This window comes from Vibrio sp. Y20_XG_PY13 (genome assembly GCF_024181925.1).
Lineage (GTDB): Bacteria > Pseudomonadota > Gammaproteobacteria > Enterobacterales > Vibrionaceae > Vibrio > Vibrio parahaemolyticus.
This window is the reverse complement of the sequence record NZ_JAMZAL010000001.1, coordinates 1,127,314-1,142,128: the sequence shown is the minus strand read 5'-3', so window position 1 is coordinate 1,142,128 and position 14,815 is coordinate 1,127,314. Positions and strand designations below refer to the sequence as shown.

The following is a 14,815-nucleotide window of genomic DNA, read 5'->3' as shown; positions in this document are numbered from 1 at the left end:
GGTTTTAGAAAAGACGCCAACCGAAGCCAGATCCGATAGCCGCTTGGGGGTTGAGTTGCGAGTATCACTGCTGATTTTTGAATAAATATCTGTGTAAGTCACTTTTAGTTGGCTCAATCAATCGTATTGGCGAGCTGAAATCGCAAGATGAACGACATACCGGAACCAGGATTGCGTTGTGCTGTGACTTGCCCATTCATGTCTCGCATGTTGTTCGCGGTGATTGACAGTCCTAAACCCAAGCCCTCGCCTATTTTTTTGCTGGTTTGGAATGGTTCGAAAATGGTGTCGAGTTGTTCTAGTGCCACGCCACAACCGTTGTCACTGACCACCACTTCAACGTGTCTGTTAGTTGGTGTTACAACGATTGAAAGTTGGGGATTGTCCCTAGATTGCATGGCATCAAGCGCATTGGATATCAGGTTGCCAAGCACTTGTTGTAAGCGTTGTTCTTCCCCCTGAATTTGCGGCAGATCGCTAGGTATTCGAACGCGAACATCCACATTCGCCAGCTGAGATTGATAGACACGCAGCGTCTCTTCCAACGCGCTGGTTAACGACAGCGCTTGTAGCTTTTCAGGTTTGTTGTACGCGAATGTTTTGAGCTGGCTCGTCATGCTTGCCATGCGGTCAATCAGCTTTTGCACGAGCACATTATTGGCCTTCATCATGGCGGTTTCGCCGCGTTCTGCTAATAACTCGTTGGTGGTGAGAAGGGTGCGCAATCCGGTAAGAGGTTGATTCAACTCGTGGGTAATCGCGCTCGACATGCGGCCCAACGCCGCCATTTTGCTCGATTCAATCAATTGCTCCTGAGCTTGACGTAGCGCTTGCGTGCGCTCTTCTACCCGCTGCGCTAGCTCTTGGTTGATGAGTTGTAGCGATTGTTCAGCCTTTTTGCGTTTACTGATATCGATGAGGGTGGCAAGAAAATACAGCTCTCCGTGCCAAGGAAAGGTCGTTAATGAGAACAGCACCGGGAAAACGCTCCCATCACTTCGCCTTGCCATCGTTTCAACGGCACTGATTTCTGCCAGCTCCTTATGTTTTGGTAGATCTCTGAGCAGTGTGAGCGTGGTTGAGTTGGGATTACCTGCATCAAACAACTCCCAAGCAAAAGTTTGACGATTGACATTTTCCGGCAAGCAAAACAGCCGCTTAGCCATTGGATTGAGATCGAATAGCTGTCCTTGCTCATTGATCAACAGCAACCCAACGTGAGTTTTGTTGATCATCTGCTTAAGTCGCCTTTGGGATTCCTCCAGTAGAGCCTGAATACGCTGTTGGTTCTGGTTTTTCTGGTGCCGTTGTAAACCGATGATGACCAACAAAATCATCAATAACAGCAGTGCAGCGACACTCCAAGCAATGACATTAATGGCTTGTTGAACTGGCTTGGTCGGGATGAGATAACTGACATACCAATTGAGGTCATCCAATTTAACGGTATGGGCAAAATAGCGTTGTTGATCCAGCGTCCAAAAATGGATCACGGTGTTGTCGTAGAGCTTTTGTGTTTCCTCATCTACTGCATGGTTTGGCTCATTGAACCAGTCCGCGTTGTAAGTGGTACTGCTCGACAGGAAGAAACGCTGATGGCGGTTTTGCAGTGTAATAATGTCTTGGCTGGTGATGGTTTGTTCCGTCAGAAGGCTCAAGTTAATTTGTACGACGACAATACCCGCGATGTTAAGGCCATCAAAAATCGGTGCCGATAAATAATACAGAGGGCTCGAGCCTTTGGTTTTATTTACCAGAGAGACGCCTTCACCTTGGCGATGAATTTGTTCAACAATGGCACGTCGATCTGAACGGCTAAATCGTTCATCGATGAGGCTGGAAACCAACACTTCACCAGAGGTGGAGAGGATCAACCAACCTTCGGTGTTCGCGGCTTTGTCGAGTTGGGTTAACTGGGCTTGCAGCGATTCATAGTAAGTCAAATTGCCTTTCACAAACGCAATAGTTTCGGGATTGTTGGTGACTAAATAAGGCAGGTGATAAAAGCGTTTCAGTGCTCGGCGGACTTCGCCGATGTAATCCAGTAGTTTTTGTTGCGCTTCGGTTTGCGTTTGTGCGCTGAGCAATTGGTGGGCGATTTCACGACTAGCACTGTAAGAAAATAGCACCATCGCGCTTGCAAAAATCACAAGCAACCACGTTTTCCCTTTTCCGCTGAGCGTCATACCGACTCCATCCAAGTCCTCGTTTTCTTAAGATAAGTTATTGATTTTCAGTTCTGCCTCATCTTGATTGATGACCCAATCCACATGCAGGTTTGCCGATTTAGATTTTTCCTGTGCGGTTCACAGTGATTACTTATCCAGATTGAGACAGAGTGCGCCTAACTGATTGGATGTTAAAGAGTTGTAATTAAGAAGTGAGATCTAGCTCCTTTTCTCCCTCGTGGTTTTTGCTACCGTTACGAAAGACGTTTTAAACAGGCAGTAATTCATGGCTTTTGAAAGCACCCCCAACATCGCACTTATTGAAGATGATGACATTGTTCGTCAGGCAACTAGCCAATGGCTGCAACTGGCCGGATTTAACGTTGAGGCATTCAGTACCGGTGACGCTGGAAAGGCGGCGATACTAAGTCAAGACTTTGATGCTGTTGTCAGCGATGTTCGCTTGCCTGATAGCGATGGTCTCTCGATTTTAGAAAGCCTTATTGACCATCATATCCAAACGCCCGTTATCCTGATCACCGGACATGGGGATGTGGATATGGCGGTGAGTGCGTTGCAAAAGGGCGCATTTGATTTTATTGAGAAACCATTTCAGCCAGAGCGACTCTCGCAACGTGTGACTGAAGCGGTCGAGACTTATCGAGCGCAGACGTCAACGCAAGATCGTCAAGAATATCTCGCGAGCGTAAGTGGGCTCGAGGAAGTGCTGATTGGCCGAAGCCGAGTCATGCAGCAATTGCGTGAACAAGTTGCAAAGCTAGCGCGTATTGATACTAACGTCATTATTTATGGTGAAACGGGCGGTGGTAAAGAGCTGGTGGCTACCAGCCTGCATAAAGAAAGCCAACGAAAATTACATCGTTTCGTACCGATAAACTGTGGAGCGATTCCCGAAAATCTGTTCGAAAGTGAGCTGTTTGGTCACGAGCCCGGCGCTTTTACCGGAGCAAGTAAACGACGGATTGGCAAACTCGAATACGCCGATAAAGGCACATTGTTTTTCGATGAAATTGAGAGCATGCCGCTTTCAATGCAAGTGAAAGTGCTGCGCTCATTGCAAGAACATACTGTCGAACGAGTTGGTGGTAACCAGCAGATCAATGTGGATTTGCGAGTGATCGCTGCCGCGAAAGAAGATCTCAACGATCATGAAGAGTTCCGCCAAGATTTGTATTACCGACTTAATGTTGCACAGATCTACTTACCGCCGCTTAGGGAGCGAGAAGAAGACGCGTTGATTCTGTTTGAGCACTTTGCGTTGCAAACAAATTCAGACAGTCGACCGTTGAGTGATGCCGACAGAAATGCCGTGCTTTCTTACGCTTGGCCAGGAAATGTGCGCGAATTACGTAACGTCGCAATGCGTTTCGCGCTGGATGATACGGTTTCTGTGATGGAAATTCTTTCTAGCCGCCCGTCGTCAACTACGGAAGAAACTCAAGCGGGTGTGCCGTTGATGATTCAGCTGCACAACTTTGAGCGCAAAGTGTTGCATGATTCCTTAGTGAGGCACCAAGGACGGATTAATGAAGTGATGCAAGAGCTCGATTTACCACGTCGCACCTTAAATCAGAAAATGCAAAAATTTGGTCTGAATCGCTCCGATTACACCGATTCGTGAATGGAGTAATAGGAGCGATGTCGTTTTACCTTTCCGTTATGCGCTTTTAGTCGGTGTTTGGATGAACTTACCACCCACCTCGCTTTCATCTTGGAATGTCGTGACTTGATTTCGCCCGGTATGCTTCGAACAATACAGTGCTTCGTCGGCTCGGGTGAGTGCATCTTGCAAGCTGTCATTGGGCATTAGCTCGCTGATGCCGAAGCTCATCGTGACTTGGTTTTTAAAAGCAAGCAGCGACGTCTCACGTTCAATGCTGCGGCGAACTAACTCGGCATAGGCTTTCGCGTTTTCGGCATTGGCAAGCAACACAATCATAAACTCGTCACCACCAAAGCGAACGGTACATGCTGACTCTGGTAACGTTTGTTTAAAAATCGTGGCGATGGTTGCCATAACTGAGTCGCCAGTGGTGTGTCCGTATTGGTCATTAATGGTTTTAAAATCGTCCACGTCAGTCATAACGATGCTGATAGGCGTATTTGTTTCGCGTGCTTGATTCACAAGGTTAGGCACAATGACTTCCATTGCACGTCGATTGTATAACCCAGTTAATGCATCCAAATGAGAAAGATCGTTGATGGATTTCACCAATCTTGCGTTGATCAACCACAACATACTAAAGCTCAAAGCAACAATGAGGCAGATACTAAATAGAAACGTCAGCTGGTGGATGATACCTGCATTCATAAAACTGGTGACTTCTGGTGCCCAAATGCTCCAAACGGTTCTGCCCGCCATAAAAGCACTAAACCCAAAGAAGGCGTACGCCATCACTTGAACGGGCAGTTTTAGATCGTCTCTTTTTCCCTTGATCATCGCAACACCACTGCAGAAGGTGACTAAGCTCAAATAGATACTAAGAAAAATGATTCGGATACGAATAGATGGCGAATAAAAGGTGAAGTAATAAAAAAGGCCACTGAATACCGGTACCAGAAACGTGAGTACATGAGCGCACTTGAGGGGGAATTTACGAAAAATGCTGACGCCATATAACGTGAGCAAAAAGCCGATGATAATGATGGTATTGGAAAGAATGATCGTCAGCCAATCTGGGGCTGAGTCACGAAATCCCAATAAAAAAGGGCCTAAGCCAATAAACAGCAGAGAAATGGCGAACGTTTTTAATCCTTTAATTTTGCTCTGAGTATATTGATAGCAAAGCAGGCTAATAGCATAGATACAAGAAAACAAAATGATAATAAAGTTGAGGGTTCTTATATCTAAATAGTGACTCTCCATATGTGCTCTACAACGAACCATTACACGGGCAACTCCTTTGCCCGTCATCAATAAACGTCCAGTATGTTAGCGTAATTATAGAATGATGTCTTAAGTTAAACGGCTATTCGTTGACCAGCTCGAATTCTTTGATTTCTTCTGCTTTTTTAGTGAACAAAAGTCCGATCGTTGCCATGATGACACTAGGTACAATCCAGCTCGCGAACTCATTATACAAAGGCATGTTGTGGCTCATCCATTGGTCTACGGCTTCTGGCATGTAGCCCAAAATGTGCAGAGCATCGACACAACCAAATGCTAGTGCGGTGAACGCGGTAAGCACCAACATGAACTGAGACATTTTGTTGCGAACGGGCGCCATCATCATCAAAGCAATCGCCACAGGATGAAGTGCCACAACCGCAGGTAAAGTGATTGCCAATAGCTGCTCTAAACCGATGTTGGCGATAAAGCCTGACAGTACCATGGTGATGACGACACAGCTTTTGTAGTTCACTTTGCTAAAGGTGTTGTCATAGAACTCGCTGCCTGCGGTTGTTACGCCAATCGCTGTGGTTAAACAGGCCAATACCATGACTGCACCCAACAACACCGAGCCAAACGCACCAAAGTGGTTGAAGGTGAACGCCGTTAAAATATCGCCACCATTGCTAAATTCTGAACCTAAGTAAGAGCTAGTGGAACCGATGTAAGACAACGAAATGTAAACAAACGCCATCGCGACAGCGTACATTAAGGCTGCAATTAGAGTGTATTTCGCCGTTGCTCTCGGGCAGTCCACTCCCATGCTGCGGATGGCACGGAAAATGATCCAACCAAAGCCAATTGAGCCCAACGCATCCATCGTCATGTACCCTTGCGTCAGACCTTCTGCAAACGCACCACTCACGTATGGGCCACTGGCTTGTGTCAACTCACCTGCTGGGTAAATCAAGGCAGTGACAGACATGATGATCAAAATCGCCATTAACGCCGGTGTTAGGATTTTGCCTAAGTTATCAACCAACTTACCTGGGTAAAGCGCAAACCAAATGGTTGCTACACAAAAGGCAATCGTAAACGGCACTAATGCCGCCTCACCAAAGATTGGGGCGAAGCTAAATTGATAGGCGACGGTAATGGCTCGCGGAATCACAAATGCTGGCCCGATGACGATGAAGACCATCACCCAAAAACTGGTTGCTAGCGGTTTTGGTAGCGCAGCGGTTAGCTTGTCTGAGCCATTAACTATCGCCACCATTACCAGTGCTAAAGCAGGTAGACCCACGCCAGTTAAAAGGAATCCAGACATTCCACTCAAAAAGTTTTCACCCGCTTGGTAACCCAAAAATGGAGGGAAGATAAGGTTACCTGCGCCCAAATACATGGCGAAAGTCATAAAGCCTAAGGCGGCGATATTGCGTGCGCTTAACATTGTTATTCCTCTTACACGTTTCGCTTGGAAGAAACTGAAAGGAATGGGAGAGAGTATGTGGTTGTTCCCGTCAGCTTCTTCTCAAGCTGACAGAAATTTTAGATGTAGCCTGTCAGCTCTGAATCAGTTCCAGAGAGAGCAGGAGGATCGCTGCAGCAACGCCGGATGGGCGTTTTAATGCGAATGGAGATTGCGCAGTTGCTGACATGAGAGATCCTTAATGACGAAAAAATACCAAGGAATACGTTTGCCTTGGTGTTCATTTACCCTAACGAACTTAAGGGGATCGGCACAACCCCAAAGGAGAAAATAAGTTGATATGGTTAATCTTTATCTTTAAGTTAGTGGTTTAAACTGGAATTTAAATATTAAAATGGAATAAATAACTTTTCAGTCCGTTAACATGCCCGTGTTTGTTGGAATTTTGTTCATCATTTGGAGTTTTTATCTAAGCTGTATTGCTTAATAAGTGAACGCTAATTTATGGTGGTGCTCGACTTGATATGAACTAGATACGTTTTTTAACCTATTTCGCTAAGAGATGTTGCGTTGGGACACTCCGCGACAGAGTTGAATGCTCGTTTGTTATCGGCAAAAACTTGCTCATGGCTAAAAAGGGCAAATCTTTTGTATCGATCACAATTCATTAACGTTTTGCGAGGTTGTACCGCTTAGTCTCATTCTATCGTCGGCAATATCTTGCTTATTGGTTTACGGGTAAATGAGCGAGTTTTTGCTCATTTTGGGCTGGGAGATTATATTTATTAAATAAAAACAATGAGTTGAAAATTGGCATTTAAGTTGCTCTTAGCGTTTTGTTGTTAATAAAGATTTAACATGATGTAAATCCATAATCGTGAAACGACTACACGGAGAGTAATAATGAAAATGAATAAGCTCGTAAAAGCACTGGCTATTGCTGTGACATCTTTTGGTATCGCGACAAATGCAGCGGCGGAAGAGCGCAGCTACATCCTTGCAACCGCTTCTACTGGCGGCACTTACTACCCAGTTGGGGTGGCTTTGGCGACATTAAGTAAAGTGAAACTCGCACCAAAGCACCACTTCTCCCTTTCTGCTATCAGCTCTGCTGGCTCTGGTGAAAACGTTAAACTATTGAATGAAAACGAAGCTCAATTTGCGATTTTGCAAGGTTTGTACGGTGCGTGGGCTTGGTCGGGGGAAGGTCCTTACGAGAAAAGCGGTCGCCAAGCAAAGCTGCGTTCAGTCTCAATGTTATGGCAAAACGTTGAACACTTCATTGTTCGTAGCGATTTAGCAAAAACCGGTACGGTTAGTGATCTGAAAAACCTCGAAGGGAAAAAGTTCTCTATCGGTAAAAAGAACTCCGGTACTGAGAACTCAGGCCGTCAGATCATGAAAGGCCTGAGTGTTGACCCAGATAAGTTCAACCTTGCCTTTATGGGGTACGGCGGCAGTGCAAGTGCGCTACAAAATGGCACCATCGATGGTATGAATACGCCAGCAGGTGTTCCTGTTGGGGCGGTGACGCAAGCATTTGCGGCGCTAGGCAAAGATATCTCGATACTTTCGTTCACTGACGAGCAAATCAAGCAAGCCAACGGTAACTACAAGTTGTGGACCAAGTACGACATTCCTGCCAACACTTACCCAGGTTTAGATAAACCAATCACGACGATTGCTCAGCCCAACTTCCTTGCGGTTCGAGACGATATCTCGGAAGAGGACGTTTACCAACTGACCAAAGCCATTTACGAGAACCTTCCGTTCTTACAAGGCATCCACAAAGCAACCAAAGCGATGGCGATCGAAAAAGCGATTTCGGGGCTTCCTTTACCGCTGCATCCGGGTGCGGTTCGTTACTACAAAGAAATGGGAATCGAAATCCCATCTGAACTGATGGCGCAATAACGCCAACTTCGCCCCGAGTGCATCTCGGGGCCTTTATTTTGTTTTGAACATTGAAAAAGCCGTTAGAGCTTGGAGTAGGATATGAGCGACTCTATGGAAAAGGAATTGCAGAAATTTGAGCTGCCCACGCGCACCGATTTCCCGTGGGTAACCACCACCATCACGGTGTTCGGCGTGGTACTTTCTGCATTGCATATTTGGTTTAACACCTTATCGACGTTACCGGAACTCTGGATATCCGCGACGCACTTTGCTGGCTTTGCGGTAATTTGTGCACTTTGGTATCCGGCTCATATCTCTTTGAAGCAGAGCAAAATGGCTCTAGCGGTCGATGTGCTCATCGCAGCAGGGGCTATCGCCTGTTTGCTTTACATTCCTTATGCCGAAGATGCGTTGTATGAACGTGGTGTTAAGTTTGTCACTAGCGATTGGGTCTTTGCCATTATGGCGATATTGATCGTCATCGAACTGATTCGCCGCACCATGGGGTGGTTTATTCCTGTGTTGATTGTGATCTGTTTGAGCTACGTTGTTCTGTGGGGAAAATGGGCGACGGGTATTTTTCATTTTCCGGGGTTGAGCATGGAAACCCTGCTTTATCGCAGTTTCTATTCTTCTGAAGGCATGTTCGGTTCTATTTCTCGCATCAGTTGGACATTCGTTTTTATGTTCATCCTTTTTGGTGCGTTTTTAGTACGCTCTGGCGTTGGGGATTACATCATCAATGTCGCTCGTGCAGCCGCAGGAAAAATCATCGGAGGGCCGGGTTTCATTGCCGTGCTTGGCTCGGGTTTAATGGGCTCTGTGTCGGGATCTAGCGTGGCGAATACCGTGTCGACAGGGGTGATCAGTATTCCGTTGATGCAAAAAGCAGGTTTCCCTTCGCGCTTTGCTGCAGGGGTTGAGGCTGCGGCTTCGACTGGTGGTCAGTTGATGCCTCCGGTGATGGGCGCGGGCGCGTTCATTATGGCGTCTTATACTCAAATTCCTTACGTGGATATCATTGCTGTATCGTTTGTCCCTGCGTTGATTTATTTCTTGTCGGTCGCGTTTTTTGTGCGTATCGAAGCGAAGCGAAGCGGCGTGCAGAAAATTACAACCAGTGACGAATCGCTTATCAAAGTTCTGGTGAGTGGTTGGCACAACCTCATTCCTTTGGTGGTTCTGGTGACGTTGCTCGTGAAAGGTTTTACACCCACTTATGCGGCAGGCCTTTCCATCATTTCTGTTGTTGTCTCTTCGTGGTTTTCGAAAGATCACAAAATGGGACCAAAAGCGATCATCGAGGCTATGTCTCAAGGCGCGAAGAACATGGCAACCACCGCTGTCTTGCTGGTGGGTATTGGTTTAGTGATCAACGTAATTAGTACCACAGGTATCGGCAACACTTTCTCTTTGATGATCAATGGTTGGGCGAATGGTGATTTGTTCATCATGCTCGTGTTGATTGCTTTGGCATCGTTGGTTTTAGGTATGGGCTTACCTGTGACAGCTGCGTATATTGTTCTGGGCACTTTATCTGCCCCTGCCTTGTATAAGTTGATTGCCGAGAACCAACTTTTAGAGTTGATGGTTTCAGGGCAATTACCTGAGCAAGCGAAAGCGATCTTCATGCTAGCGGCACCAGATAAGCTCGATCTTCTCAATGCGCCAATGGCGCTGGAAACGGCGAAAGAAATGCTGTCACTGGTTCCTGCTGATTTTGTTGAAACGCTACTAGAGCAAAGTCTGGGTTTAGAGGCGGTTGGCTTGGCATTGTTGGCTGCGCATTTGATCATATTCTGGCTTTCGCAAGACAGTAACGTTACGCCACCAGTGTGTTTAACCGCATTCGCAGCGGCGACCATTGCGAAAACGCCACCAATGCGAACAGGCTTAATGGCTTGGAAAATTGCGAAGGGGCTGTACTTGGTTCCATTGTTAATTGCCTATACCGGATTGGTCAGTTGGGACGTGACATCAGTAATTACGGTCGGCTTCTTTGCGATAGTGGGTACTTACGCGCTCATTGGTGCCATTGAAGGTTATTTAGAAGGACCATTGAATATATTGATGAGACTGGTTCTGCTTACTATCGGTGCACTTTTGGTTTGGCACGACATTCCAATCTTAATTCGTGTGGTGTGCTGCGCGGTATTCGTTGCCGTGTTTGTTTACAGTGGGCGCAAGTTCAAATTGCAACAGTCTCAACTTTCGGTTTTATAAGAGGTCGTATGAAATCAGTCTATGACTACATTGTTGTGGGTGGTGGTATCGTTGGTGTGTCCACGGCTTGGCAGCTCCAACAACGCCATCCAGAGTGTTCTATTTTATTGGTTGAGAAAGAGTCTGGTTTTGCTAAGCATCAAACCGGGCATAACAGCGGCGTTATCCACGCGGGTGTGTATTATGCGCCGGGCAGTTTAAAAGCCGACTTTTGTAAACGCGGCGTAGAAAAAACGCTCTCGTTTTGCTCTCAGCATAATATTCCGGTCGAAAACTGCGGCAAGTTGTTGGTTGCAACTAACGAGCAAGAAGTCGAACGAATGAACGCCCTTTATGAACGCTGCCACGTCAACGGGATTGATGTGGAATTGCTTGATGAAGCGCAGCTCAAGTTGGCGGAGCCGAATATCACAGGGTTGGGCGCGATTTACGTGAAAACCACCAGTATTGTTGATTACCGCTTGGTAACAGAGCATATGGCACAGGAGTTCCAAAGTTTAGGTGGTCATATTAGCTTGAGAACCAAGGTGGTTGCCGCCGATGAGAAAGATGAAGAAGTACAACTGACTTGCGTTTCCGATGGACAATCTATGCAGCTGAACTGCAAGTTTCTAGTCACTTGCAGTGGATTGATGGCCGATCGGATGACAAAAATGATGGGCATTCCGACCGATTTTCAAATCGTGCCTTATCGCGGTGAATACTACCGATTAGACAGTAAGCATAACCAAGTGGTGAATCACTTAATCTACCCAATTCCAGATCCAGATTTGCCATTTTTGGGGGTGCATTTGACTCGTATGATTGATGGTTCTGTGACGGTTGGTCCAAATGCCGTTCAGGGTTGGAAGCGAGAAGGGTATGGAAAAGTGAACTTTAACCTGCAAGATACACTGCAAATGCTGAGTTTTTCTGGCTTTTGGAAAGTCACACAAAAGCACTTAAAAACGGGCTTGGAAGAGTTTAAAAACTCGTGGTGGAAGCCTGGGTATTTAAAACTGGTCAATAAATATTGTCCGAGTATTCGTGTTGAGGATCTCCAGCCTTACCCTGCAGGGATTCGCGCGCAAGCGGTGTTGCCGGACGGCACTCTAGTGCACGATTTCCTATTTGCAGAGAGCGCAAGAAGCCTTCATGTGTGTAATGCGCCTTCCCCAGCGGCCACATCTGCCATGCCTATCGGAGAGTACATTTGCGATAAGGTCGATGAGAAAGTGGTAGCTAAAGTCGTCTAGTCAGACATATAGAGCCAGTTTTGAACACTGGCTCTTTCATTTCATCAGGTTTTTGTTGGTGGCATTCTACTTCGGGCAAAGTTCGCCTTTTTTGGCGTGTCTTTCGATCATGTAATCGCCTCTTGCACTGCGTAAGACCATTGCGTTCCACACTTCACCGTCTTGAAGCTCGAACTCAAACGCATAGTGAGTACCCGCTACCACTTGAGTGCGTACTTCGTTGATGTTTTTTAATTTATCTTCGGCGTTCATCTGGTACAAAACCATACTCAACGAGCGCTGCGCTTCTGGAGTAACTTGAGAAACTTGCCATCCACCGGGTTGACTCTTTTCTGCCGAACAAATTGCCTGCATTTTCTTTTTCATCGCGGGTGAAACTTGCTTGTCCACGGCGTAGACATTGTTGGTGATCGTGAGGATTGCAAGAGTGGCTGCGGCTCCCCAATATTTCCTAACACTCATAAAGACACTCCGTTATTTGTCCTTGATTGAGTATAAGCACGGCTGTGTTGCTTTACATAATGAGAAGAAGTTGGAACGGAAAGTCGTACAAAATAGTGGAGAGTCCTTTCGATACATAAATGAGCGCCGCTTCACTGAAATTTGTCCGAAAAGTGCACTATATTGAAAGAGTCAGAGACATGGGGTTTCTGACTTTTCTTTTATCAGGAGGACGAAGACGATGAGAATTAAGGATATTCTCGATAGCCGTTTGGTGCTGTCGTTCTGGTACAACCTAGACTACTGCTTGTCTCTTCTCAGCAAAATTTCTTCTCGTTAATTTCCTCAATGCTCTCGCATTGAAAAGCATCTGATCTATTTGTTTTCTACTCTTACGCTTTAACGCGTAGGGTCATGCGTACAAGGAAATTAACAATGAAACGTATTCCAGAACCTTTCCGTATCAAAATGGTTGAGCCAATCAAAATGACCACGTTGGCTGACCGAGAAATCGCTCTCAAAGAAGCGGGTTACAACCCATTTTTATTGCGCAGTGATGACGTGTATATCGATTTGCTTACCGATTCCGGCACAGGTGCCATGAGCGATAACCAGTGGGCTGGCATTATGTTGGGGGATGAGTCTTACGCGGGTAGTCGTAACTACTACAACTTATGCAGCGCAGTGGAGCATTTTTTCGGCTACAAACTGACCGTGCCTGCACACCAAGGCCGAGGGGCGGAGCAGATATTGTTCCCTGCTCTGATTGAACGTATGCGCCAAGTACGTGGCGGTGAAACGCCGGTGTTCATCTCGAACTATCACTTTGATACTACTGCGGGGCATATTGAGCTCAACGGCGGTAAGGCTATCAACGTTGTGACGGAAGAAGCGTTCGATACCACGACGCCTTACGATTGGAAAGGTAACTTCGACCTCAACAAACTGGTAGAAACGATTGAAGAGCATGGCTCGAAGAACATCTGTGCCATCATCACGACAGTGACGTGTAACAGCTCGGGTGGCCAACCGGTATCGATGGAAAACATGCGCAGCGTGTACGAAATTGCCACCAAATACGATATCCCAGTGGTGATTGACTCGGCTCGCTATTGTGAGAATGCTTATTTCATCAAACAGCGTGAAGAAGGCTACGCTGACAAGTCGATTTTGGAAATCATTCGTGAAATGTATCAATACGGCGATATGCTCACGATGTCTGCCAAGAAAGATCCAATGGTGAACATTGGTGGCATGTGTTGTATTCGTGATCATCAAGAGTTGTTCCAAGCGGTGCAAACGCGCTGCGTTCCTATGGAAGGTTTTGTCACTTATGGCGGCATGGCTGGGCGCGATATGGAGGCTTTAGCCCGAGGTTTGTATGAGGGCGCGGATGAAGACTTCCTGCATTATCGAATCAGTCAGGTGCAATACTTGGGCGAGCGTCTGCGGGAGGGGGGAATTCCAATCCAATATCCAACTGGTGGCCATGCGGTGTTTGTTGATGCGGCGAAAATATTGCCGCACATTCCAGCCGATCAATTCCCAGCACAAGCCTTGTGCAATGCGTTGTATCTGGAGGCTGGGATTCGAGCTGTTGAGATTGGCTCATTGTTGCTCGGACGTGACCCTGAAACGGGTGAACAGAAAGCCTCTGAGCTTGAATTAATGCGCTTAACGATTCCACGTCGAGTCTATACTAACGACCACATGGACTATATCGCGGATGCGTTGATCGAGTTGAAGAACCGAGCTCATGAATTGAAAGGTTTGACGTTCGAATATGAGCCTCCGGTTTTACGTCACTTTACGGCTCGCTTCCGTGAAATTGATTAACCTGAAGTAGGTTTGACACTTAGATAATTAGGTATCTAGGTACTTTAGTAAAGAGCAAAAGGCCGCGAGTGTCGCGGCCTTTTTTGATTTTGTCTGTTCAGTTCATTCCGAGCGGATATTACGCTAGCTCTAACGTGATGCGCACGAACTGTTCGTCTTGATATTGCACTTCATAATTGAATGTGCCACTTGCATAAATACTGCCAAGGAACAATGAGCGCTGACTCATTGGGCCACGGAAAAGCATCGAAATTGGTGCAATCATGGCGTTATTGTCGTCGAAATGTTGGTTTAAGTTATTTGATAACACACACAGCAAACAGCCATGTTGGTCATGCGATAGGTCGACATCTTCAGGACGAGAAAGCAGTACCGTGGTACCGAGTTTTTTCTCAATTTCGTTAATTAGTAGCAGGTAGCTATCCAAGTGAGGTTGCGGGTTACTTGGTTTGTTCGCGTCAATGCAGCGTTCAAGTAAGGCTTCAAGGTTGCCATTTTCCCCTTTCGCCTGTTGAGTCAGAGACTTTAACGGCTTTTTAATCAGTTTGTAGCGATTGCTTTTCAGTTTAGGCTTTAGCCATTTTTGCAGCAGATCATTACGCTCTGTTGTAGGGAGAGGGCGTGAAGACGCATGGATTTTGAAGTGCAGGTGCAATAAGGCGTGCACTGCAAGCTCGCTCAGAAGTTGGTTAGCATCTGCGGATTGTCTTGCCTGCTTAGAACTTTGCATTACACT

Annotated in this window: 10 protein-coding genes; 5 read left to right on the top strand and 5 right to left on the bottom strand. The window is 46.4% G+C overall.

The annotated features are described in order from the left end of the window. Window positions 1–113 precede the first annotated feature (113 nt). On the bottom strand, window positions 114–2,186 hold the full coding sequence (locus NL646_RS05010; RefSeq protein WP_253663924.1) for a sensor histidine kinase: 2,073 nt from the start codon (window positions 2,184–2,186) through the stop codon (window positions 114–116). A 268-nt stretch (window positions 2,187–2,454) separates the two neighbouring features. On the opposite strand from NL646_RS05010, the gene NL646_RS05005 reads away from it, so the two are divergent. After that, window positions 2,455–3,810, top strand: a complete 1,356-nt coding sequence (locus tag NL646_RS05005) for a sigma-54 dependent transcriptional regulator (protein ID WP_253663923.1) — start codon at window positions 2,455–2,457, stop codon at window positions 3,808–3,810. A 36-nt stretch (window positions 3,811–3,846) separates the two neighbouring features. Here NL646_RS05005 and NL646_RS05000 read toward each other — a convergent pair whose 3' ends face one another. After that, window positions 3,847–5,055: a GGDEF domain-containing protein gene (locus NL646_RS05000; protein ID WP_193271670.1), complete on the bottom strand. Its 1,209-nt coding sequence runs from the start codon at window positions 5,053–5,055 to the stop codon at window positions 3,847–3,849. 103 nt (window positions 5,056–5,158) lie between these two features. Then, window positions 5,159–6,469, bottom strand: a complete 1,311-nt coding sequence (brnQ, locus tag NL646_RS04995) for a branched-chain amino acid transport system II carrier protein (RefSeq protein ID WP_025578044.1) — start codon at window positions 6,467–6,469, stop codon at window positions 5,159–5,161. A gap of 882 nt (window positions 6,470–7,351) precedes the next feature. Here brnQ and NL646_RS04990 point away from each other — a divergent pair. The 3 genes from NL646_RS04990 to lhgO all read left to right on the top strand — a co-directional run bounded on the left by NL646_RS04990 (window position 7,352) and on the right by lhgO (window position 11,802). Further along, window positions 7,352–8,362, top strand: a complete 1,011-nt coding sequence (locus NL646_RS04990; RefSeq protein WP_020834857.1) for a TAXI family TRAP transporter solute-binding subunit — start codon at window positions 7,352–7,354, stop codon at window positions 8,360–8,362. An 81-nt stretch (window positions 8,363–8,443) separates the two neighbouring features. Continuing rightward, window positions 8,444–10,567 (top strand): TRAP transporter permease, encoded by a 2,124-nt coding sequence (locus NL646_RS04985; RefSeq protein WP_005459237.1) that lies wholly within the window; start codon window positions 8,444–8,446, stop codon window positions 10,565–10,567. Window positions 10,568–10,575: 8 nt separating this feature from the next. Continuing rightward, entirely contained in the window at window positions 10,576–11,802 is a 1,227-nt protein-coding gene (lhgO, locus tag NL646_RS04980; RefSeq protein WP_025522643.1) for an L-2-hydroxyglutarate oxidase, read from the top strand. 66 nt (window positions 11,803–11,868) lie between these two features. On the opposite strand, the gene NL646_RS04975 is transcribed toward lhgO, so the two are convergent. Next, a complete protein-coding gene (locus NL646_RS04975; protein WP_005459310.1) occupies window positions 11,869–12,264 on the bottom strand; it encodes a cystatin domain-containing protein in 396 nt (131 codons plus the stop codon). A gap of 414 nt (window positions 12,265–12,678) precedes the next feature. Here NL646_RS04975 and NL646_RS04970 point away from each other — a divergent pair, with 414 nt between their 5' ends. Further along, a complete protein-coding gene (locus tag NL646_RS04970) occupies window positions 12,679–14,079 on the top strand; it encodes a tryptophanase (protein WP_015312832.1) in 1,401 nt (466 codons plus the stop codon). A gap of 118 nt (window positions 14,080–14,197) precedes the next feature. Here NL646_RS04970 and NL646_RS04965 read toward each other — a convergent pair whose 3' ends face one another. Next, entirely contained in the window at window positions 14,198–14,809 is a 612-nt protein-coding gene (locus tag NL646_RS04965; protein WP_005459325.1) for a DUF2913 family protein, read from the bottom strand. Window positions 14,810–14,815: the final 6 nt, after the last annotated feature.

Bases quoted from the DNA above. Each gene is read 5' to 3' on its own strand.
- NL646_RS04985 (WP_005459237.1), top strand. From the start codon at position 8,444: ATGAGCGACTCTATGGAAAAGGAATTGCAGAAATTTGAGCTGCCCACG.
- lhgO (WP_025522643.1), top strand. From the start codon at position 10,576: ATGAAATCAGTCTATGACTACATTGTTGTGGGTGGTGGTATCGTTGGT.
- NL646_RS04975 (WP_005459310.1), bottom strand. From the start codon at position 12,264: ATGAGTGTTAGGAAATATTGGGGAGCCGCAGCCACTCTTGCAATCCTC.
- NL646_RS04970 (WP_015312832.1), top strand. From the start codon at position 12,679: ATGAAACGTATTCCAGAACCTTTCCGTATCAAAATGGTTGAGCCAATC.
- NL646_RS05010 (WP_253663924.1), bottom strand. From the start codon at position 2,186: ATGACGCTCAGCGGAAAAGGGAAAACGTGGTTGCTTGTGATTTTTGCA.
- NL646_RS04965 (WP_005459325.1), bottom strand. From the start codon at position 14,809: ATGCAAAGTTCTAAGCAGGCAAGACAATCCGCAGATGCTAACCAACTT.
- NL646_RS04990 (WP_020834857.1), top strand. From the start codon at position 7,352: ATGAAAATGAATAAGCTCGTAAAAGCACTGGCTATTGCTGTGACATCT.
- NL646_RS05000 (WP_193271670.1), bottom strand. From the start codon at position 5,055: ATGGAGAGTCACTATTTAGATATAAGAACCCTCAACTTTATTATCATT.
- brnQ (WP_025578044.1), bottom strand. From the start codon at position 6,469: ATGTTAAGCGCACGCAATATCGCCGCCTTAGGCTTTATGACTTTCGCC.
- NL646_RS05005 (WP_253663923.1), top strand. From the start codon at position 2,455: ATGGCTTTTGAAAGCACCCCCAACATCGCACTTATTGAAGATGATGAC.